This is a genomic window from Leucobacter sp. WKLB1, assembly GCF_059696215.1.
The window spans coordinates 2,296,376-2,315,816 of record NZ_AP046115.1; the positions used below are offsets into that span (position 1 = coordinate 2,296,376).

Sequence of the window (19,441 nt, forward strand, 5' to 3'; positions counted from 1 at the left end):
GTTCCTCCAGTTCCCGGGGCGCGCCGTGCCGCGTCGTTAGTCGCGCAGTTTCGCGTCGAACGCGAGTTCGGCCGACGCGACGCCCGCGAGCTTGGCCTCGCTGGCCTCCTCGGCCTTGAGCGTGCGATCTTCGGCCCGGAAGCGCAGCGCGAACGTCAGCGCCTTCGTGCCGGGCTCGATGCCCGTACCGCGATAATCGTCGACGATGCGCGCACTCTCGAGGAGCTCGCCGGCCCCCGCAGCGACGACCGCGAGCACATCGCCCGCGGCGATGTCTTCGGCGACGACCAGCGTCAGGTCTTGGGTCGCGGCCGGATACGTCGACAGTTGCGCCGTCTCGGGCTGGCGCGGGGCCAGCTCGATGATGCGCTCGAGGTCGAGCTCGAATGCGGCAACGGCACCGGGCAGGTGATGCTCGGCGACGAGCTCGGGCAGCAGCTCGCCCGCGACGCCCACGACCACGAGGCCGCCCTCGTCACCGTCGACATCGGAACCGTCGGTCACGCGGATCGCCAATTCGGCGGTGCGGCCCGGGTGGAAGGCACGGTGCGCGCCCTGCGCGACCACGAGCTCGGCGGAGACCGCGCCGGCAATCGTGCGCGCCGCATCCAGCGCGTCGCTCCAATCGAACGCTCGCGGCGCCTCACCCGGCTGCTTCGCAACCGCGTCGCCGAGCAGCAGGCCGGCGGCGCGGCGCGGCTGCGACGGAATCGAGGCGTTCAACTCGGCCAGCACCTCTGCCGAGGGGCGCTCCGCGAGCGGCGGAACGGACTGCGTGCCCAGTGCTTCGCCGGTCGCCCGCGGTTCGAACACGAGCCCGAACTCGACCAGACCGAGGTCGGTGAGCCCGCGCGACACGTTGCGCTGCGCCGCGGTGACAAGACCCGGCAGCAGCGAGCGGCGCAGGAACGGCGACTGCGCGTCGAGTGCGTTCGCCAGCTTGATCGCCGCGATCGGCGCAGCAGCGGAATCGGCGGCAGCGGCTGCCGACTCCGCGGTCTGCGGCTCGGCACCCGCACCGAACGCGTCGAGCTGCGACCGTGAGACGAATGGGTAGCTCTGCACCTCGTCCAGGCCGGCCGCCGTGATCGTGTCGGCGGCACGGCGACGGAGGCGCTGCTCGCGCGTCAGCCCGCGTCCGGCGGGTGCGATCGGCAGCACCGACGGAATGCGGTCGTAGCCGACGATGCGCGCCACCTCTTCGACCAAGTCGGCCGGGCGACTGAGATCCGAGCGCCAGCTGGGTGCGGTCACCGCGAGCACGCCGTCGGCGTCTGCGGTGATGCTGCAGCCGATCGTCTGGATCGCTCCACGCGCTTCGTCGTCGGTGTAGTCCGTGCCGAGCAGCCCGTTGACCCGCGCCAGGGGCAGGCGCACCTCGACGGGCTGCCAGTCGGCGACGAGTTCAGACCCCAGTGCGTCAGCGGTGCCGCCGGCGAGCTCGACGAGCAGATCGACCATGCGCTGCGCGGCGGCGCGCGCCACGAGCGGATCGACCCCGCGTTCGAAGCGCTTCGACGCCTCGCTGGGCAGCTTGTGGCGACGCGCGGTGCGCGCGATCGACACCGGGTCGAATGTCGCGGCCTCGACGAGCACGTCGACGGTCGAGGCGTCGGCCTTCGTCGATTCGCCGCCCATGACGCCCGCGAGCCCGATGACCCCGGACTCGTCGGTGATGACGAGATCTTCGACGTGCAGCGCGCGCTCCTGGCCGTCGAGTGTGACGAGCGTCTCGCCCGCGGCGGCACGGCGCACGGTGATGCCACCGGTGAGCTTTGCGAGATCGTAGGCGTGCAGCGGCTGGCCGAGTTCGAGCATCACGTAGTTGGAGATGTCGACCTCGAGCGAGAGCGAGCGGATGCCCGCGAGCTGCAGACGCGACACCATCCAGGGCGGAGTCGGGCGCGACTGATCGATGCCGCGCACCACGCGCGTCACGAACCCGCTGGCGCCCACGCGGCCCCGAATCGGCGCCTGATCATCGATGGCGACAGCGAAGCCCGACGCCGACTCGGGCGTGACGGTCGTCGCCGGGTCGGTGAACGATGCGCCGGTGGCGTGGGCATACTCACGGGCGACGCCACGAATCGAGAACGCGTAGCCGCGGTCGGGGGTCACGTTGATTTCAACGGCCGCGTCAGAGAGCCCGAGCAGCGCCTTCGCATCTGCGCCGACCTCGGGGTCGAGCCCGAGGCGCGACAGCACGATGATGCCGTCGTGGTCGTCACCGAGCGAGAGTTCGCGCGCCGAGGCGATCATGCCGTCGGAGGTGTGGCCGTAGGTCTTGCGCGCGGAGATCTCGAATCCTCCGGGCAGCACGGCGCCGGGCAGCGAGACGACGACCTTGTCACCGGCCTCGAAGTTGTGTGCGCCGCAGACGATGCCGCGCACGTCGGCGCCACCATCGGCGGCCTCGCGCCCCTCGGGAGCGACGCGCACCTGGCACCAATTCACGGTCTTGCCGTTCGAGTGCTCCTCGGGCTCGCGCGAGAGCACCTCGCCGACCACCACGGGGCCGGTCACCTCAAAGCGGCGGATCGACTCTTCCTCGAAGCCCACGCGCACGAGATCGGCGTGCACCTGCTCGGGGGTGACGTTCTCGGGAAGCGAGACGACTTCGCCGAGCCAACTGAGCGGAACGCGCATTAGACCAGTCCTCCGAACTGACGATTGAAACGGACATCGCCCTCGACCATGTCACGCATGTCGTTGATGTCGTGACGGAACTGCAGCGTGCGCTCGATGCCCATGCCGAAGGCGAAGCCCTGGTACTCCTCGGGGTCGATGCCCGCCGCGGCGAGCACGTTCGGGTCGACCATGCCGCAGCCGCCCCACTCGACCCAGCGCGCGCCGCCCTTGGCGTGCGGCTGCCACACGTCCATCTCGGCGGATGGCTCCGTGAACGGGAAGAAGTTCGGGCGCAGACGGATCTCTGCCTCGGCGCCGAACATCTGGCGCGCGAAGTGCTCGAGAGTACCGCGGAGATGCGCCATGGTGAGACCGCGATCGATCGCGATGCCCTCGACCTGGCTGAACACCGGGGTGTGCGTCGCATCGAGTTCGTCGGTGCGGTACGTGCGACCCGGCGCGACGACATAGACCGGGAGGTCTCGGTCGAGGAGCGAGCGGATCTGCACCGGCGAGGTGTGCGTGCGCAGCACGAGGTGGCGGTCGGCGGGATCGACGAAGAACGTGTCCTGCATCGCGCGCGCCGGGTGATCCGGATCGAACCCGAGCGCGTCGAAGTTGAACCACTCGTGCTCGAGCTCGGGCCCTTCGGCGATCTCCCAGCCCATGCCGATGAATACGTCGGAGATCTCGTCTTGCAGCTGCGTCAGCGGATGACGCGAGCCCGCGGTGCGACGCACCGGCGCCGCAGTCACATCGACGGTCTCGGCGATGAGGCGCGCAGCGGCCTCCTGCGCGACGAGATCGCTCTCGCGACCCTGGTACGCGCCCTCGATGCGGTCGCGCGCCTGCCCCATGAGCTTGCCGGTCGCGGCCTTCTCATCTTTGGGCACCGCGCGCATCTGCGCGTTGAGCTGAGCGATGGCCGAACCGTCGCCGACATGCGCGGTGCGCGCGGCTTTCAGCTCGGCGACGGAGCCTGACGCTGCAAAGGCCGCGAGCGCGGCCTCGACGGCTGCGTCGGCCGCTTCCTGGGTGATGGGATTCGTGTCTGCCACGAGTATCGATCTTACCGTCGGTCGGGCGCTTCGGCAGTCGCGGCGGCGAGCGCGGCGGCGAAGACGTCGACGGCGTCGACCTGCCCCTGCACCCATGCCTGATCGAGCGCCGCGGCGACGGGTTCCGGCAGTGACACGGCGCGACGGCGCCCATCGACCTCGATGGAAAAGCGCACGGGGGCGCCGGTGCGACGGTGCACTGGGGGGTGGCGTTCGAACTCACGACGATCCGGCAACGCATCGGGGTCGACCGGCACGAAGCGCACCGTCTCACCCGGGCGCAATTGCGCGGCGAGGTCGGTGTCAGCATCGACGACGGTGCCGATCACGGGGTACCCGCCGGTCACCGGGTGATCGGCGAGGAAGAGCACCGGCTGCCCGTTGGGCGGCACTTGAATCTCCCCGCGCACGGTCCCCTCGCTCGGCAGTTCGGCGTCGCTCGCGCGCTCGAGCGGCGCACCGTCGAACCGCAGACCGACCCGGTTCGCGTCGGCAGAAAGCGACCAGGTGCCACTGGCGAACCGTTCGAGCGACCCGGTGCCGAACCAGTCGGCGCGCGGCCCGGGCACGAAGCGCAGCACGTACGCACCGTCGGTAGCGGGCTCGACGGTCTCCGACCCTCCGACGTCGTCTGCCGACTCAGCCGCACGATCAGGTCCGACTGCATCCGCGCCATGTGCCGCACCGCGCGTCGCACCGTCAACCGCGCCCAGTGCGAAGCACTGACCGGCGCTGACCGGTGAGGCCCCGAGCCCCGAGAGCGTGTCGTGCGCGGCACTGCCCAGTATCGTGCGCACCGCGAGACCGCCGTGCACCGCGACGATACTTCGCAGCCCACGAGTCGCGGCCCCGACCTCGAGGGTCTCCCCCGCAGCGAGTTCGATCAGGCCGCTCCCCGCGCGATCGTTGGGAACGGCGCGATGCGCGCCTGCACCGTCCACGATCGTGACGTGCGCGTCCGTGCCGGCGAGGGCGACGCTGATAGGCCGCTCGGCCCGAATCGACAGCGCGGCATTCAGCGTTTCGAACGCCGCCGCACCGTCTGCATTGCCGACTGTACGATTCGCCCGCCGCAATGCGCTGCGATCGGCGGCTCCAGAGGCGGTCACCCCGACAGAGGCGAAGCCTGGTCGTCCGGCGTCTTGCACGAGTGTCAGCAGACCGGGGTCGAGCACCCGCAGCGCGGAGTCTCGCGGCTCCGGGTGATCCACAATCTCACGAGACACGGGCGCTTCGATGACCGGCGACCGGACCACCTCGACCGCCTCTCGCACGGCACGGAAGCGCACCGTGTCGCCGGGTGCGACCAGCGCCGCGGGTTCGCGCTCGGCATCCCAGAACGGCACTTCGGTGCGTCCGAGCACCCGCCATCCGCCCGGCGAGGCGCCCGGATACACGGCCGAGTACTCCGCGGCGATCGCGACGGACCCGGTCGGCACTGTCGTGCGCGGCGCATCGAGACGCGGTACGCGAAGACGCTCGTCACCCCCGGTGAGGTAGACGAATCCCGGGGCGAATCCGCCGAAGGCCGCTGTCCACGAGGTGCCCGTGTGCGCGGCGATCACCGTATCGACGCTCAACCCTGTCAGCCGCGCCACATCACCGAGATCGATCCCGTCGTAGCGAACGGGCACCTCGAAATGACGCCCCGGTGCACCGGCATCGCGGGCGCCGCTCGTTTGCGCCGCCGCCCGGCGCGCGATATCCATCGCCGCCCACACACTGCGCCGATCACGGCACCGCACCATCACCGTGCGCGACGCCGGCACGACGTCGATCACCCCGTCGAGCGCCGCCGCGCGCATCGACTCGGCCATCTCGAGCACCGCGTCCAGCGAAGGCAGGTCGATGATGCATGCGCGGTCGCCGATCGGCCGAATCAGCGGCACTCCGGCTTCGAGCGGCGCCGCGATCAACGACTCGTCAGACGGCACTGCGAATCTCGATTCCGCGTGCCACCAGCGCCGCGCGCACGTCGGCCGCGAGTCGCACGGCAGACGGGTGGTCGCCGTGCAAGCACAGGCTCTCGGCGGGCACCGAGACGACCGATCCATCGATCGCAGTGACACTCCCGTGCGCGGCGATCTCGATCGCCTGCGCGACCGCAGCGTCATGGTCGAGCAGCGCACCGGGCGCGCCTCGCGGCACCAGGCGCCCATCTGCGGCATACCCCCGATCGACGAACGCCTCGGCGATCACGCGCACTCCGGCGTGCGTCGCCGCCCGCGCGACCGCCGTGCCGGGCTGCACCAGGAGCGGCAGCGACGCGTCGAACGCCGCGACGGCTTCGACCACGGCGTACGCCTGAGCCTCATGCGTCGCGATGGCGTTGTACAGCGCCCCGTGCGGCTTGACGTACGCAACATCTCCGCCGACGCTGCGGGCAATGGCACGCACGGCGCCGAGCTGGTAGATCACCTCATCGGTCAGCTCCTGCGCCGCGTACTCGATGAAGCGGCGCCCAAAACCGGCGAGGTCGCGGTAGCCCGGATGCGCGCCGATCGTCACGCCCGCCGCAACGGCAGCTCGGCAGGTCTCGCGAATGCCATGCGGGTCGCCTCCGTGGAACCCGCAGGCGACGTTCGCACTCGTCACCGTCTCGAGCACGGCGGCGTCGTCGCCGAACGTGTACGCCCCGAACGATTCACCGAGATCGCAGTTCAGGTCGATGACCGGCATCTCAGTCGCCCACGGCCTCGCCGGTCACCGCGCGCTGCGCGAACGCCGTTTCGTAGAGCAGCACGCTCGCCGCAGTGGCGAGGTTGAGCGACTCCGCGGCTCCGTAGATCGGGAGCCGCACCGATCGATCGGCGAGCGCTCGATCCGCCTCGGTGAGGCCCCGCGCCTCATTGCCGAATACCCAGGCGACCGGGCCGTCGAGTACCCCGTCGATGCGGGCGGTGAGCAGGTCGGCACCCCGCACATCCGCCGCGATGGACGGGAGGCCGGCCTCGCGTGCGGCCCCGATGACCTCGGCAAGGCTCCCGGCGGCCACGACGGGCAGGTGGAAGAGTGACCCGGTCGTCGAACGCACGACCTTCGGGTGGAACGGATCGACGCTCTCTCCCGCGAACACCACCGCATCCGCACCGGCGGCGTCGGCGGCGCGCAGCACGGTGCCGGCGTTTCCGGGGTCGCGAATCTCGTGCAGGATCGCCACCAGTCGCGCACCCGACAGCGTTTCGGCGAGATCGCTCTCCCACATCCGCGCGATGGCGACCACTCCCTGCGGCGACACCGTCTCGGCCATTGCCGCGATCACCTCGGGCGTCGCGTGCTCGAGTCGCACCCCGGCCTCTGACGCGAGTCGATCGAGCTCGGGCTGCCAGGACTCTGCACCCCTGGTCGCATAGACCGTTTCCACCAGGTCGGCTCGGTGCACGAGCAGTTCGCGTACCGACTGCGGCCCTTCAACGAGGAAGCGGCCGTGATACTGACGATCCTTCTTGCGGGCGAGCGAGGCGATACGGCGTACGCGCTCGGACTTCGGGTTGCTCAGGATCGCATCATTCACGCTCCCAGCGTACCGGCGTGAAACGCGAGAACCCCCCTCCGAACGGAGCGGGGGTTCTCTGCGGTGTGGCTGCGCGAGCAGCCGGCTCAGAACGCGGCGATTACGCAGCCTTCGGAGCCGAGGTGTCCTCGGGCAGCGCGTTCTTCGCGACCTCGACGAGCGCGGCGAATGCTGCGGGCTCGTTGGTGGCAAGCTCGGAGAGCATGCGGCGATCGACCTCGACGCCAGCCAGGCTCAGGCCCTGGATGAAGCGGTTGTAGGTCAGGCCGTTCGCACGGGCACCCGCGTTGATGCGCTGAATCCAGAGGCGACGGAAGTCGCCCTTCTTCTTGCGACGGTCGTTGTACGAGTAAACGAGCGAGTGGATAACCTGCTCTTTTGCCTTGCGGTACAGGCGCGAACGCTGACCGCGGTAGCCCTCGGCGCGCTCGAGGATGACGCGACGCTTCTTGTGGGCATTGACCGCCCGCTTGACTCTAGCCATTTCAGTTCTTCCTTACAAAAATTCTTAGATGAAAGCTGTGCGCTCGCGTCGGCTCAGTGGCCGAGGAGCTTCATTGCCTGCTTGGCGTCGCCCTTGGCGAGCACCTGCTCGGCGTTCAGGCGGCGCTTGCGCTTCGAGGACTTGACCTCGAGGTTGTGGCGCATGCCGGCCTGCTGCTTCATCAGCTTGCCGGAACCGGTGAGCTTGAAGCGCTTCTTGGCCCCCGAGTGGGTCTTCTGCTTGGGCATCGATTTCTCCTTGTTGTGTGCGAGCCTCACGGCCGCGGATTGCGGGTGGGCGCTGCGCGAGCAGCGCCCCGCAGTTCATTCGCCGGCCGGAACCGTTCCAGTGGACTTGTCAGCCCGGCGAGTGGCTTTCTCCTCGGCGCGACGGGCGTTCTGCTCCGCCTTGGCCTCGGACTTGTTCTTGACCGGCGCGACGACCATGACCATGTTGCGGCCATCGATCCGGGGGTTGGATTCGACAGTGCCGAATTCCGCAATATCTTCTGCGAACTGCTGCAGCAGGCGCACACCCATCTCCGGACGCGACTGCTCGCGACCACGGAACAGAATCATGGCCTTGACCTTGTCACCCTGCGACAGGAAGCCGACAGCGCGCTTGGTCTTGGTCTCGTAGTCGTGCGTATCGATCTTCAGGCGGAAGCGAACTTCCTTCAGCACCGTGTTCGCCTGGTTGCGACGGGCTTCCTTCTGCTTCTGAGCAGCTTCGTACTTGTACTTGCCGAAGTCCATGATCTTGGCGACCGGAGGCTTCGAGCCGGGGGCAACCTCGACGAGATCGAGATCGGCATCCGCCGCCAGGCGCAGCGCAGTCTCAATCGGCACGACGCCGACCTGCTCGCCACTGGGTCCTACCAGTCGCACCTCGGGGACGCGGATTTTGTCATTCGTACGGGGATCGCTGATCGCCGGCTCCTCTGATCTCAATGGGTGGACGCTCCGATGCGGAGCCACGGAAATTGAGATCAGGGCCGCGCACGCGCTGCCCTACACCCTTTGTCGAGCTGCCGGATGACCGGCGGGGTGTCAACTACCCGGTAACCTTAAAGCGGTGCCGGGTGGGAGAATCTCCTCTTCCGTATCCCGGCAAAACGCCGAGAACCGAACCTATGGTAGCACACCTACCGCGCGAAAGAACAGGACACGATGAGCGAGCACGCCGCCGATCACCCGCACGAGACCGCTCCCGGCGCTGAGCATGAGCGCGATGACCTCGCGCAGGCGACGCGCGACATTGCTGAGGTCCCCGCGGTCGAGGTGATCACCGCCGCGGCCGTCAACCTCCTGAGCGCCGCCGCCGTGAAGTGCGGCCTGGCTGATGACCCCGAGACCCAGACCGATCTCGATGAGGCCCGCAAGCTCATCAACGCCCTTGCCGGTCTGATCACGGCAGGTGCGCCCGAGATCAGCGACTCGCACGCACGCCCGCTCCGCGACGGGCTGCGTTCGGTGCAGCTCGCCTTCCGCGAGGCGTCCGCAATTCCTGATGAGCCGGGCAAGGGTCCGGGCGAGAAGTACACCGGCCCCGTCAACTAACTCGAACTTCGTGCGAGACTCCGCATCGCGCGCAGTGGCGGAGCCCGCCGGCTCGCGACGGTCCCAGATCGCCGCGGGGATCGGCGACTCACTGGGCGTCGGCATCGGCATTGCTCCGCTCGGGTTCGCGCTCGGCGTGCTGGTCATTCAAGCCGGCCTCCCCTGGTGGGTGGCACCGGCGCTGTCCATCGGCGTGTTCGCGGGCTCCGTCGAGCTCCTGCTGGTGTCGATGCTTGCCACGGCAGCGCCGCTCGTGACGATCGCGGTCACGGTGTTCGCCGTGAACTTCCGGCACGTCTTCTACGCACTCTCGTTTCCCATCGAGCGCGTCGACCGCGGCCCCGCTCGGGCCTACGCGATCTACGCGATGATCGACGAGGCCTACGCCACGTACGTACTCCGCGATGATGCGGGAGTGACCTCCGCGCGGATCGTGTCCGGGCAGCTGGCCATGCAGGCCTACTGGGTGGCGGGTGGGCTGCTCGGCGTCGCCGCGGCGGGCCTGCTGCCCGCTCCGATCGAGGGGTTCGAGTTCGCGCTCGTCGCGCTGTTCGTCGTCATGACGCTCGACGCCGTGCGCGGAACACGCGAGATCCCGACCGTGCTCCTCGCCGGACTCTCAGTCGCCGCAGCGCTCCTCGCCGCCCCCGGCTACGCACTGCTCGTTGCGCTCCTGCTCTTCACGGTACTGCTGACCGGGCGCTTCCTGTGGCAGCGCATCCGCGATCGCAATGCCGATGCGAGGCACCCAGAACCCGCGAAGGGCGACAATGCCTGACACCGTCTTCCTCATCGTCGCGATCGCAACCGCCGGGGTCATCACGCTTGCGCTGCGCGCACTGCCCTTCGCCGTTGTGCAGCCGCTGCGCCGCTCACGATTCATCGCACGACTCGGCACATGGATGCCCGCCGGCATACTGCTCATTCTGGCGGTGGTCGTACTTCGTGATCAGATCGTCGCCGCCCCCGAGCACTGGTGGGCAGTGCTCATCGCGACCGCGATCACCATCATCGTGCATCTGATCAGTCGCCGCCGCGCACTCGTCAGCATTGCGGCAGGCACCGCCGCCTACATCCTGCTGATCAACCTCGGGTGAGCGCGTCTACGCCGCGTGCGTCGGACGCAGAGACAAGGAGTCCACGCGATCCGCCACGATCTCAGACGCGGCGATGCGCGACTGCACCTGCTCAAGCACGTCCGCAAGCTCCGGTTCCGCGCCCGGCTTCAGACGGACCAGCACCGACACTTCGGGCGTGAGCAGGCGACCTTCCAGGTCGTCGGGCGCCAGCCAGACCAGATCGATACGCGGATCGGCCAGACCAATCTCACGGAACGCCTCCTGCACCTCCGCGTCCGCCCATGCGGGAAGCACGCGCTCCCCCAGCGCGAGCGCGTGCAGCGCCGTACGCCGCACGCCGTACTCGCGCTCCGGAGTGCCGGCATCGATGATGATCATCGCGGTACCGTCTTGCCCCGCAGCGAGCGCCGCCTGCGCACCGGGCACCGGAATCGGCCGAGCCTCCGGGTTCCAGTGCGCGAGCGTCTCGACTGAGCTGAAGATGGGGAGCACGCGACGACCGTCAGGTGCTGCAACCGTGACGATCGAGAGTTCCTGGGACTTCTCGACGGTGCGCCCATCGGGCGTCTCTCCGAGCGCACCGGCTTCCGCGAGCATCGGCACGAGGAACCGTTCGGTGCCGAGACCGGCGATCGCGTCGGCGTGCGCATCCGCGACGTCGCGAACGGCATCCCAGTAGTCGCCCGCCGTCGCGGCGGAAGCGGCACTCGCCGCCGACCGCCGCACTGCCTCGATGAGCGAGGTCACCCCCTCCGGGGTGCTCCCGTCATCACCCGCGAACGCGGTGTCGTGGTGATCAAAGGTGCGCCCTTCCCAGGGGAACCCCGCTGAATCGCCGTTTCCTCCCGCGACCAGACTCTCGGGGACACCGGTTGCTCGCGGCGCGTCACCCGTCGATGGGAGTTTCTTGATGGCCATCGGATCCTCCGTTCACCTGCGCTGAGTTCCGCTCAGGATGCCTTGAGCTGGCGGTGCTCGGTCAGTCGAGCAGGCTCAGCGGCCGGCGACGTCGAGAGCTGCGGGCAAGGTGAAGGCCCCATCGTAGAGCGCCTTGCCGACAATCGCACCCTCGAGCCCGGCGGGAACGAGCTGGCGCAGTGCGGCGAGATCGTCGAGGCTCGATACGCCTCCCGAGGCGACGACCGGACGATCGGTGCGCGCGCAGACCTTCGCAAGGAGATCGACGTTGGGACCTTGCAGCGTGCCGTCCTTCGTGACATCGGTGACGACATATCGCGCGCAGTTCACGGATTCGAGGCGCTCCAGGACGTCCCAGAGGTTGCCGCCCTCCTGCGTCCAACCCCGGGCGGCCAGTGTTTCACCGCGCACATCGAGGCCCACTGCGATCTGCTCCCCGAAACGCGCAATGACGGCCTGGGTCCATTCGGGGTTTTCGAGCGCGGCGGTACCGAGATTGACCCGCGTCGCACCCATATCGAGCGCTGCCTCGAGAGAGGCGTCGTCACGAATGCCACCGGAGAATTCGATCTTCACGGACCCGGCGCGCTTGATGATCTTGCGCGCGACGGCGACATTGCTGCCCCGACCGAATGCCGCGTCGAGATCGACAAGATGGATCCACTCAGCGCCCTGATCGATCCAGTCGAGCGCTGCGTCGACCGGGCTGCCGTAATTGGTCTCGGTGCCGGCCTCGCCCTGCGTGAGACGCACGGCTTTCCCGTCGACCATGTCGATGGCGGGCAGCAGTTGGAGCTTCGGGCCCTCGGCCAGTTCGGTCATGATGTGGAATTCTCCTCGAGTCGATTCCGCGCGCAACGCGCCGGTTCCGCGCACGAACGCGCGGGTGCAGATTACAACGTGTTGATCCAGTTGCGGAGCAGGCGGATGCCCGCTTCGCCAGACTTCTCGGGATGGAACTGCGTCGCAGCAAGCGGACCGTTCTCAACCGCGGCGACAAAGCGCTCCCCGTGTTCGGCCCAGGTCACCAGCGGCCGGGTCGCCTCCGTGCGCCCCTCCAGCGTCCACTCGGTCGCCGCGTTGCTGTGCACGAAGTAGAAGCGCTCCTGCTCAATTCCGGCGAAGAGCCGCGACCCCTCGGGCACCGACACCGTGTTCCAGCCCATGTGCGGCAGCACCTCTGCGTCAAGTTCGCGGACGGTGCCCGGCCACTGGCCGAGCCCCTCCGTCTCGACACCGCGTTCGATGCCGCGCTCGAACATCACCTGTTCACCGACGCAGATGCCAAGCACCGGCCGCCCACCAGCCAGACGACGGTCGATCAGCTCGTCGCCGCGAACGGCGCTGAGCTGTTGCATCACCGCGTCGAACGCACCGACTCCGGGAACCAGCAGGCCGTCGGCGTCCATCACCGCTGTGGGGTCACGCGTGAGTTCGACTGAAGCACCAGCGCGCACGAGTGCCTTCACCGCAGAGTGCACGTTGCCCGAACCGTAGTCGAGTACGACGACCGTCTTGCGGGCTCCAGCAGCTGCGCTCACAGAGCACCCTTGGTGGATGGAACTCCACTGACCAAGGGGTCGAGCGCCTTGGCGACGCGGAATGCGCGCGCCAGAGCCTTGAACTCCGCTTCGGCGATGTGGTGCGGGTCGCGACCCTCGATCACACGGAGGTGGACCGTGAGACGTGCGTTGAGGGTGAGCGCCTCGAAGAAGTGCCGCACCATGGACCCGGTGAAGTGCCCACCGATCAGATGGAACTCGAACCCTGCAGGCTCACCCGAGTGGACGAGGTACGGCCGACCCGAGATATCGACCACCGCCTGGGCGAGCGCCTCGTCGAGCGGCACGAGCGCGTCGCCGTACCGTGATATGCCTGACTTGTCGCCGAGCGCTGCGAGGATCGCCTGCCCGAGCAAAATGCCCGTGTCTTCCACCGTGTGGTGTACGTCGATGTGCACATCGCCCGTCGCACGGATCGTGAGATCGGTGAGCGAGTGGCGCGCGAACGCCGTCAGCATGTGATCGAAGAACGGGACCCCGGTGTCGATGTCGGAGTCGCCCGAACCATCGAGGTTGAGGCTCAGGCTGATCTGCGACTCGCTCGTGGAACGCTCGAGCGAGGCGGTACGCGGTGCTGCGGTCATGGTGTTCAGTCTATCCGTCTGCGGGAGCTCGCTCAGGAGCGGGCGCCTCCGGCACCGAGCGCAGTGATCGCGGCGATCACCGTGCTCGTCTCGGCCTCGGTACCGGCCGTGATGCGGAGGTGCCCCGGAATACTCAGGTTGCGAATCAGGATGCCCTGCTCGCGCAACGCGGCAAAGGTCGCTTCGGGGTCGGCGAACCCGCCGACCAGCAGGAAATTGGCACCCGAATTATGCACGCGATAGCCAAGCTGCACCAGCGCCTCGGCGAGCCGATCGCGCTGCGACCGGATGTCAGCGACAGTGGCCAGCATTGCATCGGCGTGACGAATCGCTGCTGTGGCAGCCGCCTGCGTCAGCGCGGAAAGGTGATACGGCAGACGCACGAGCCGCAGCGCATCGACGACCGCGGGATCAGCCGCAAGATAGCCGAGGCGCACCCCCGCAAAAGCGAATGCCTTGCTCATCGTGCGAGACACCAACAGTCGGTGACGCCCCGGGAGCAGCGTGACAGCACTCTCGTGCTCCGCATCGAACTCGTGGTAGGCCTCATCGACGATGAGCATGCCGTCGAACGCCTCGTACGCCGCTTCAATGACGGCGCGATCGAGCGGAGTGCCGGTGGGGTTGTTCGGGCCGCAGAGAATCGCGATGTCGGGCTGGTGCTCGCGCAGCGCAGCGACCACCAGCTCAGGCGTCAGCGCATAGTCGGCGGGGCGTTCGACCGGAATCCACGCGGTGTCGGTGCCCGAGGCGAGCAGCGGGTACATGGAGTAGGTCGGCGTGAAGCTGAGGAGAGTCCGGCCAGGCCCGCCGAAGGCCTGCAGTATCTGCTGCAACACCTCGTTCGACCCGTTCGCCGCCCAGAGCTGCTCCGCAGTGAGACCGTGCCCGAGATACCCGGCCAACGCCTCACGCAATTCAGTGAATTCACGATCGGGGTATCGGTTCACGCCAGTCACTGCGTGTGCAAGCGACTGCACGATATCAATGGCGACGTGCTCCGGAATCGTATGCGTATTCTCGTTCACGTTCAGGCTGACAGGAACCGCATCTTGCGGAGCCCCGTAGGGCTCTTTGCCGACGAGGTTGTCGCGGAGAGGAAGGTCACTCAGACTGGTCACCGAACCAGTCTAGAGGCGAGAGTACCTCAGGCTCCGAGTTCGTCGCCCGACACGACCAACGGGCTTTCTGAGTATCGCAGCGGTACAGCGATCGCCTCGCCGGCCTGCACCGACGACTCGTCGAGCTGGTTGAGCTGCACAATCTCCGAGACCAGGTCTCGGGGGTCGGCAGAGGGGTCGAGCTCCGTCGCCAGCGACCAGAGCGAACTCCCCGGCTGCACCACTACGTATTCGAACTGCTGACCATCGGAGCCCTGCGCCGTTGCCATCGCTTCCGGTGCCGCGAAGGCTGCCACCAGGGCGAGCACTCCGGCCACCAGCACCGTCGCGAGCGCGCCGAACACCACACGGCCACGACGGGTCAGTCGCAGCGTCGCAGTTGCCACGCGCGGTGCCGGCATCGTCTCGTGAGTCAGGGTCGCGATTGCGCTCATGATGGTGTCCCTTCGGTCGTGATCGCCACGAACATGCGTCCGTGCGAACATCTGTTTCGAATATATATTCGATGAATCGAAACTTCAAGCCCGTGATCGAAGATATGTTCCGATCTTTTTCGCCGACACTCGAACACGTGTTTGCCCGTGTTCGAATGTCGCGGCTATGGTTTCGTCAACGGCATCACTGAATCAGCCACCACCGACATTCATGGATCGCCGCCGCCAGACAGCCCTCCGGGCTCGAGAAAGGACCGCGATGAGCGACACCGCCGTGCCCCGTTCCACGAAGCCCCTGAGTGAAAAGCAGCAGGCGATCCTCGAGTGCATCGCGCGCTCCGTCGAGAGCCGTGGCTACCCGCCGAGCATGCGCGAGATCGGCGATGCGGTCGGCCTCTCCTCACTCTCCAGCGTGACCCATCAACTCAGCCGCCTCGAGCTGGGCGGCTATATCAGGCGAGATCCGAACCGGCCTCGGGCCCTCGAGATCCTCGTCGAACTCGCTTCGACTGCGAACGCAGTCGCAGACGCGCCGACCCAGCAGGTCGAGGAAGCCGCGTACGTGCCGCTCGTCGGCCAGATTGCGGCAGGCGTTCCCATCACCGCCGACCAGCAAGTCGAAGAGATCGTTCCGCTCCCCCGGCAACTCGTCGGAGACGGCCAGCTCTTCATGCTCCGCGTCGTCGGCGATTCGATGATCGATGCTGCGATCTGCGATGGTGATTTCGTAGTTATTCGACAGCAGCGCGAAGCGGAGAATGGCGACATCGTCGCCGCGATGCTGGATGGCGAGGCCACGGTCAAGGTCTTCCGTCGCCGCGACGGCCACACATGGCTCCTTCCGCGCAATAGCGCATTCGAACCGATTCTCGGCGACCACGCCGAAGTGCTCGGTCGCGTGGTGGCAGTCTTCCGCTCGGTGTAACGCCACAACCGACCCTTGCACCTCACGCCCCGAGGCTCACACTTCGCTCCATGAGGTGTGCGCCTTTTTCGCGCAATTTGATTTGTTGCACCGAGTACATCTAATCTGTTCGCATGTCCAGCATCGCTGCAGCACCTCCGTCCTCCTCCGCATCGCAGTACACCGTCGCCAGATTCGGTACATCACCCCGAGTGGACGTGATCGGCCTCGCGCCAGACTTCGTGGAATATGCCGACGGACTCCGCCTGCAGGCCGCAGCAGCGGAACGCGTGACCCGTGGCACCGATTCCGGCACGCTTCTGCTCCTCGAGCACTCCGCGGTCTACACGGCGGGCCGACGCGCTGACCGCGACGAGTACCCCACCGACGGTACGCCCGTCGTTCCGGTCGACCGCGGCGGCCGGGTCACTTGGCACGGGCCGGGGCAACTCGTTGCGTACCCGATCGTGCGACTGCGTCCGGGAGCCGGCGTGGTCGATCTCGTCCGGTCGCTCGAGACCGCCATTATTGCCACGCTCGACGCGCTCGGCGTTGACGGGTACCGCGTCGAGGGGCGCTCCGGTGTGTGGTGCGACGCGACGACACCGGCCGATCCCCCGACGAAGGTTGCCCAGATCGGCCTGCATGCGCGGGCCGGAGTCATCACGCACGGCCTCGCAATCAACTGCAGCAACGATCTTGCCCCGTTCGCGCAGTTCGTACCGTGCGGCATTCGCGATGCCGGGGTCACCACCATCAGCGCGCTCGCCGGGCGCACGGTGCGGCCGGCCGAAGTCGCCCCGATCCTGCACCCCCTCGTGATCGAGGCAATCGCGGAGCTCGTCGCATGAGCGCGCGTCGCCTCCCTTCGACCGGCCTGCGCCCGGAGCCCGAGGGTCGCAAGCTGCTGCGCATCGAGGCACGCAATGCCGAGACGCCCATCGAGAAAAAGCCCGAGTGGATCAAGACGCGCGCACGGCTGGGGCCCGAGTACCAAGAGGTGCGCAACCTCGTTGCCAGCGAGAAGCTCCACACCGTCTGCCAAGAGGCGGGGTGCCCGAATGTGTTCGAGTGCTGGGAGGATCGCGAAGCGACCTTCCTCATCGGCGGGTCGATCTGCACGCGTCGGTGCGACTTCTGCATGATCACGAGCAGCAAACCGCTGCCGCTCGACCGCGACGAGCCGCGCCGCGTCGCGGAGTCGGTGCGCACCATGGGCCTGAAGTACGCGACGATCACAGGCGTGACGCGCGATGACCTGCCCGATACCGGTGCGTGGTTGTACGCCGAGACGATCCGGCAGATTCACGAACTCAATCCGGGTTCCGGCGTCGAGGTACTCGCCGACGATCTCGGCGGGCGCCCCGAAGATCTGGCGCAGGTCTTCGAAGCCGCTCCGCAGGTGTTCGCGCACAACCTCGAAACCGTTCCGCGCATCTTCCGCAGCATTCGGCCGGGGTTCCGCTATGAGCGCTCACTCGGAGTCATCACGCTCGCCCGGGATGCCGGCATGGTGACGAAGTCCAATCTCATTCTCGGCATGGGCGAGACCCGCGCCGAGATCACCGACACCATGGTCGAGTTGCGCGATGCCGGGTGCGACATCATCACGCTGACGCAATACCTTCGCCCATCGTCGCTACACCACCCGATTGACCGATGGGTGCGGCCAGAAGAGTTCGTCGAACTGCAGCAGGAGGCGGAGTCGCTCGGATTCGACGGGGTACTCGCCGGCCCGCTGGTGCGTTCGTCGTATCGCGCCGGTCGGCTCTGGGCTCAGACGATGCAGGCTCAAGGTCGGCCGGTGCCTGAGGCACTGCGACACTTGACCGAGCGTGCCCCCGCCTCCTACCCGCAGGCGATCGGCGCTTCGGCCGTTGGCTCGGTGTAACACGGGAACGCCTCAAGACAGCGCCGAAACGGGGGTTCCGGGCGCCGTGCTGCAGTCGGCACCCGGAACACACGTCCTAGATCAGATACGGTTCGATCTTCGACGCCATCTCGGCGGTGATGTAGGCGCGCACCCGGGTGCCTGCTTCGACGTACTCGGTCTCGAGCACGCGGTTGCGCTCGTGCAGTTCGGCGACGAGATCTCCGCGATCGTAGGGCACGATGACGGTGACCTCGCGATCCGGAACCGGCAGAGCCGCATCGATGCGCCGCTGCAGCTCCTCGATCCCCTCACCCGTGCGTGCTGACACGAACACGGCATCGGGCACGAGGCCGTGCAGTACCAACCGCTGCGAATCGTCGAGCAGGTCGGCTTTGTTGAAGGCGACGAGCTCGGGAATGTCTTGCGCGTCGACCTCGGAAATGACGTCGCGCACGGTGCGCAGCTGCGCTTCGGGGTCGGGGTGCGAACCGTCGACGATGTGCAGGATCACCGACGCGTCGCCCACCTCTTCGAACGTCGATCGGAAGGCCTCGACGAGCTGATGCGGCAGATTGCGCACGAAGCCGACCGTGTCGGCGTAGGTGAACGTGCGGCCATCCGCGGTCTCGGCGTGGCGGATTGCCGTATCGAGCGTCGCGAACAGCTGGTTCTGCACCAGCTCCTGGGTGCCGGTCAATCGGTTCAACAGGCTCGACTTGCCCGCGTTCGTGTACCCGGCGATCGCAACAGACGGCACTTCGCCGCGCTTGCGGTTCGCGCGCTTCGCCTCGCGCGCGGGGGCGAAGCCGGCGATCTGCTTGCGCAGCTTCGACATGCGCGTGTGAATCTTGCGTCGGTCGAGCTCCATCTTGGTCTCACCCGGCCCGCGCGAGCCCATGCCCGCGCCCGCCGACCCGACCTGGCCACCGGCCTGGCGAGACATCGATTCACCCCACCCGCGCAGTCGCGGCAGCAGGTACTGCAGCTGAGCGAGTTCGACCTGGGCCTTGCCCTCGCGGCTCTTCGCGTGCTGGCTGAAAATGTCGAGAATCACCGCGGTGCGGTCGATCACCTTCACCTTCACCACGTCTTCGAGCGCGCGACGCTGGCTGGGGGCCAGCTCCGTGTCGGCAATGACCGTATCGGCTCCCACGGCCGCAACGAGTTCTGCGAGCTCCTGGGCCTTGCCTTTGCCGAGGTACGTCGCCGGGTCGGGGTTGGCGCGGCGCTGCAGCAGCCCGTCGAGAACTCGGGCGCCTGCGGTTTCGGCGAGTGCCGAGAGCTCGCGCAGCGAATTCTCGGCGTCATCGGTCGTGCGCTGGGAGTAGACGCCGATGAGCACGACGTTCTCGAGCCGCAGCTGGCGATATTCGACCTCGGTGACATCTTCGAGCTCGGTCGAAAGCCCGACGACGCGTTTCAGGGAGGCGCGATCTTCGCGTTCCATGCGAATCGCGTCGAGATTCGCTCCGAGCTCGTCGTGCGCGGCATCGCCGAGCGCCTGCGCGCCGCTCGTCAGATCGCGAATCACTGTGGCGGAGCCCGTCGCGCGGGCACGCGCCAGCACCCGGTCGAGCGGATCGACCGAGTCGGCGGGGGTGATTTCGCGCTCACCGGTCACGGGAGCGTCCTCGACTGCGAGGCCTGCATCTTCTGCACTACGTTTCGTCATCTGACCTCAAGTGTACGCGGCGTGCGCCCGGGCGCGTCGCGCGTTCGCCGT

At 67.7% G+C, this 19,441-nt stretch carries 21 protein-coding genes; 6 read left to right on the forward strand and 15 right to left on the reverse strand.

The window, feature by feature from the left end; all coding sequences use genetic code 11:
* Positions 1 to 36: 36 nt before the first annotated feature.
* The 8 genes from pheT to infC all read right to left on the reverse strand — a co-directional run bounded on the left by pheT (position 37) and on the right by infC (position 8,661).
* Positions 37 to 2,646 (reverse strand): phenylalanine--tRNA ligase subunit beta, encoded by a 2,610-nt coding sequence (gene pheT, locus ACZF5Y_RS10425; RefSeq protein ID WP_497532593.1) that lies wholly within the window; start codon positions 2,644 to 2,646, stop codon positions 37 to 39.
* Positions 2,646 to 3,686 carry a phenylalanine--tRNA ligase subunit alpha gene (pheS, locus tag ACZF5Y_RS10430; protein ID WP_497532594.1) on the reverse strand — a complete coding sequence of 347 codons (1,041 nt, stop codon included), beginning with the start codon at positions 3,684 to 3,686 and terminating at the stop codon, positions 2,646 to 2,648. The genes pheT and pheS overlap by 1 nt, the downstream gene beginning before the upstream one ends.
* An 11-nt stretch (positions 3,687 to 3,697) precedes the next feature.
* Positions 3,698 to 5,620, reverse strand: coding sequence for a 5-oxoprolinase subunit B/C family protein (locus ACZF5Y_RS10435; RefSeq protein ID WP_497532595.1), 1,923 nt, complete (start codon positions 5,618 to 5,620; stop codon positions 3,698 to 3,700).
* Positions 5,610 to 6,365, reverse strand: coding sequence for a LamB/YcsF family protein (locus tag ACZF5Y_RS10440; RefSeq protein WP_497532596.1), 756 nt, complete (start codon positions 6,363 to 6,365; stop codon positions 5,610 to 5,612). The genes ACZF5Y_RS10435 and ACZF5Y_RS10440 overlap by 11 nt, the downstream gene beginning before the upstream one ends.
* A gap of 1 nt (position 6,366) precedes the next feature.
* Positions 6,367 to 7,200: a TrmH family RNA methyltransferase gene (locus ACZF5Y_RS10445; protein ID WP_497532597.1), complete on the reverse strand. Its 834-nt coding sequence runs from the start codon at positions 7,198 to 7,200 to the stop codon at positions 6,367 to 6,369.
* A gap of 100 nt (positions 7,201 to 7,300) precedes the next feature.
* Entirely contained in the window at positions 7,301 to 7,684 is a 384-nt protein-coding gene (rplT, locus tag ACZF5Y_RS10450) for a 50S ribosomal protein L20 (RefSeq protein WP_053353405.1), read from the reverse strand.
* Positions 7,685 to 7,737: 53 nt separating this feature from the next.
* The gene (gene rpmI / locus ACZF5Y_RS10455) at positions 7,738 to 7,932 is read right to left on the reverse strand and encodes a 50S ribosomal protein L35 (protein WP_024356294.1); all 195 of its coding nucleotides are present in this window, start codon (positions 7,930 to 7,932) and stop codon (positions 7,738 to 7,740) included.
* A 75-nt stretch (positions 7,933 to 8,007) separates the two neighbouring features.
* On the reverse strand, positions 8,008 to 8,661 hold the full coding sequence (gene infC / locus ACZF5Y_RS10460; RefSeq protein WP_075201432.1) for a translation initiation factor IF-3: 654 nt from the start codon (positions 8,659 to 8,661) through the stop codon (positions 8,008 to 8,010).
* A 192-nt stretch (positions 8,662 to 8,853) separates the two neighbouring features.
* Between infC and ACZF5Y_RS10465 the strand changes: the two genes are divergently transcribed.
* Genes ACZF5Y_RS10465 through ACZF5Y_RS10475 form a run of 3 tightly spaced genes read left to right on the forward strand, consistent with a single transcriptional unit; the run spans position 8,854 to position 10,340 of the window.
* Positions 8,854 to 9,243, forward strand: coding sequence for a DUF1844 domain-containing protein (locus ACZF5Y_RS10465; RefSeq protein ID WP_053353407.1), 390 nt, complete (start codon positions 8,854 to 8,856; stop codon positions 9,241 to 9,243).
* A 10-nt stretch (positions 9,244 to 9,253) separates the two neighbouring features.
* A complete protein-coding gene (locus tag ACZF5Y_RS10470) occupies positions 9,254 to 10,021 on the forward strand; it encodes an AzlC family ABC transporter permease (RefSeq protein ID WP_497532598.1) in 768 nt (255 codons plus the stop codon).
* Positions 10,014 to 10,340, forward strand: coding sequence for a branched-chain amino acid transporter permease (locus ACZF5Y_RS10475; protein WP_497532599.1), 327 nt, complete (start codon positions 10,014 to 10,016; stop codon positions 10,338 to 10,340). The genes ACZF5Y_RS10470 and ACZF5Y_RS10475 overlap by 8 nt, the downstream gene beginning before the upstream one ends.
* A 6-nt stretch (positions 10,341 to 10,346) precedes the next feature.
* Here ACZF5Y_RS10475 and ACZF5Y_RS10480 read toward each other — a convergent pair whose 3' ends face one another.
* The 6 genes from ACZF5Y_RS10480 to ACZF5Y_RS10505 all read right to left on the reverse strand — a co-directional run bounded on the left by ACZF5Y_RS10480 (position 10,347) and on the right by ACZF5Y_RS10505 (position 14,941).
* Entirely contained in the window at positions 10,347 to 11,240 is an 894-nt protein-coding gene (locus ACZF5Y_RS10480; RefSeq protein ID WP_497532600.1) for an SseB family protein, read from the reverse strand.
* Between the two features lie 75 nt (positions 11,241 to 11,315).
* Complete coding sequence (gene priA / locus ACZF5Y_RS10485) at positions 11,316 to 12,062, reverse strand: bifunctional 1-(5-phosphoribosyl)-5-((5-phosphoribosylamino)methylideneamino)imidazole-4-carboxamide isomerase/phosphoribosylanthranilate isomerase PriA (RefSeq protein ID WP_053353411.1); 747 nt, start codon at positions 12,060 to 12,062, stop codon at positions 11,316 to 11,318.
* A gap of 71 nt (positions 12,063 to 12,133) precedes the next feature.
* Complete coding sequence (gene hisH, locus ACZF5Y_RS10490) at positions 12,134 to 12,781, reverse strand: imidazole glycerol phosphate synthase subunit HisH (RefSeq protein WP_497532601.1); 648 nt, start codon at positions 12,779 to 12,781, stop codon at positions 12,134 to 12,136.
* Positions 12,778 to 13,386, reverse strand: coding sequence for an imidazoleglycerol-phosphate dehydratase HisB (gene hisB / locus ACZF5Y_RS10495; RefSeq protein ID WP_053388067.1), 609 nt, complete (start codon positions 13,384 to 13,386; stop codon positions 12,778 to 12,780). Before hisB ends, hisH begins: the two co-directional genes overlap by 4 nt.
* A gap of 32 nt (positions 13,387 to 13,418) precedes the next feature.
* On the reverse strand, positions 13,419 to 14,507 hold the full coding sequence (locus ACZF5Y_RS10500) for a histidinol-phosphate transaminase (RefSeq protein WP_497532602.1): 1,089 nt from the start codon (positions 14,505 to 14,507) through the stop codon (positions 13,419 to 13,421).
* 26 nt (positions 14,508 to 14,533) lie between these two features.
* Positions 14,534 to 14,941 (reverse strand): LysM peptidoglycan-binding domain-containing protein, encoded by a 408-nt coding sequence (locus ACZF5Y_RS10505; RefSeq protein WP_497532603.1) that lies wholly within the window; start codon positions 14,939 to 14,941, stop codon positions 14,534 to 14,536.
* A gap of 259 nt (positions 14,942 to 15,200) precedes the next feature.
* On the opposite strand from ACZF5Y_RS10505, the gene lexA reads away from it, so the two are divergent.
* The 3 genes from lexA to lipA all read left to right on the forward strand — a co-directional run bounded on the left by lexA (position 15,201) and on the right by lipA (position 17,736).
* Complete coding sequence (gene lexA, locus ACZF5Y_RS10510) at positions 15,201 to 15,866, forward strand: transcriptional repressor LexA (RefSeq protein ID WP_497532604.1); 666 nt, start codon at positions 15,201 to 15,203, stop codon at positions 15,864 to 15,866.
* A 113-nt stretch (positions 15,867 to 15,979) separates the two neighbouring features.
* Positions 15,980 to 16,696, forward strand: a complete 717-nt coding sequence (lipB, locus tag ACZF5Y_RS10515; protein ID WP_497532605.1) for a lipoyl(octanoyl) transferase LipB — start codon at positions 15,980 to 15,982, stop codon at positions 16,694 to 16,696.
* 26 nt (positions 16,697 to 16,722) lie between these two features.
* On the forward strand, positions 16,723 to 17,736 hold the full coding sequence (lipA, locus tag ACZF5Y_RS10520) for a lipoyl synthase (protein ID WP_497535331.1): 1,014 nt from the start codon (positions 16,723 to 16,725) through the stop codon (positions 17,734 to 17,736).
* A gap of 76 nt (positions 17,737 to 17,812) precedes the next feature.
* Here lipA and hflX read toward each other — a convergent pair whose 3' ends face one another.
* The gene (gene hflX / locus ACZF5Y_RS10525) at positions 17,813 to 19,390 is read right to left on the reverse strand and encodes a GTPase HflX (RefSeq protein WP_497532606.1); all 1,578 of its coding nucleotides are present in this window, start codon (positions 19,388 to 19,390) and stop codon (positions 17,813 to 17,815) included.
* Positions 19,391 to 19,441: the final 51 nt, after the last annotated feature.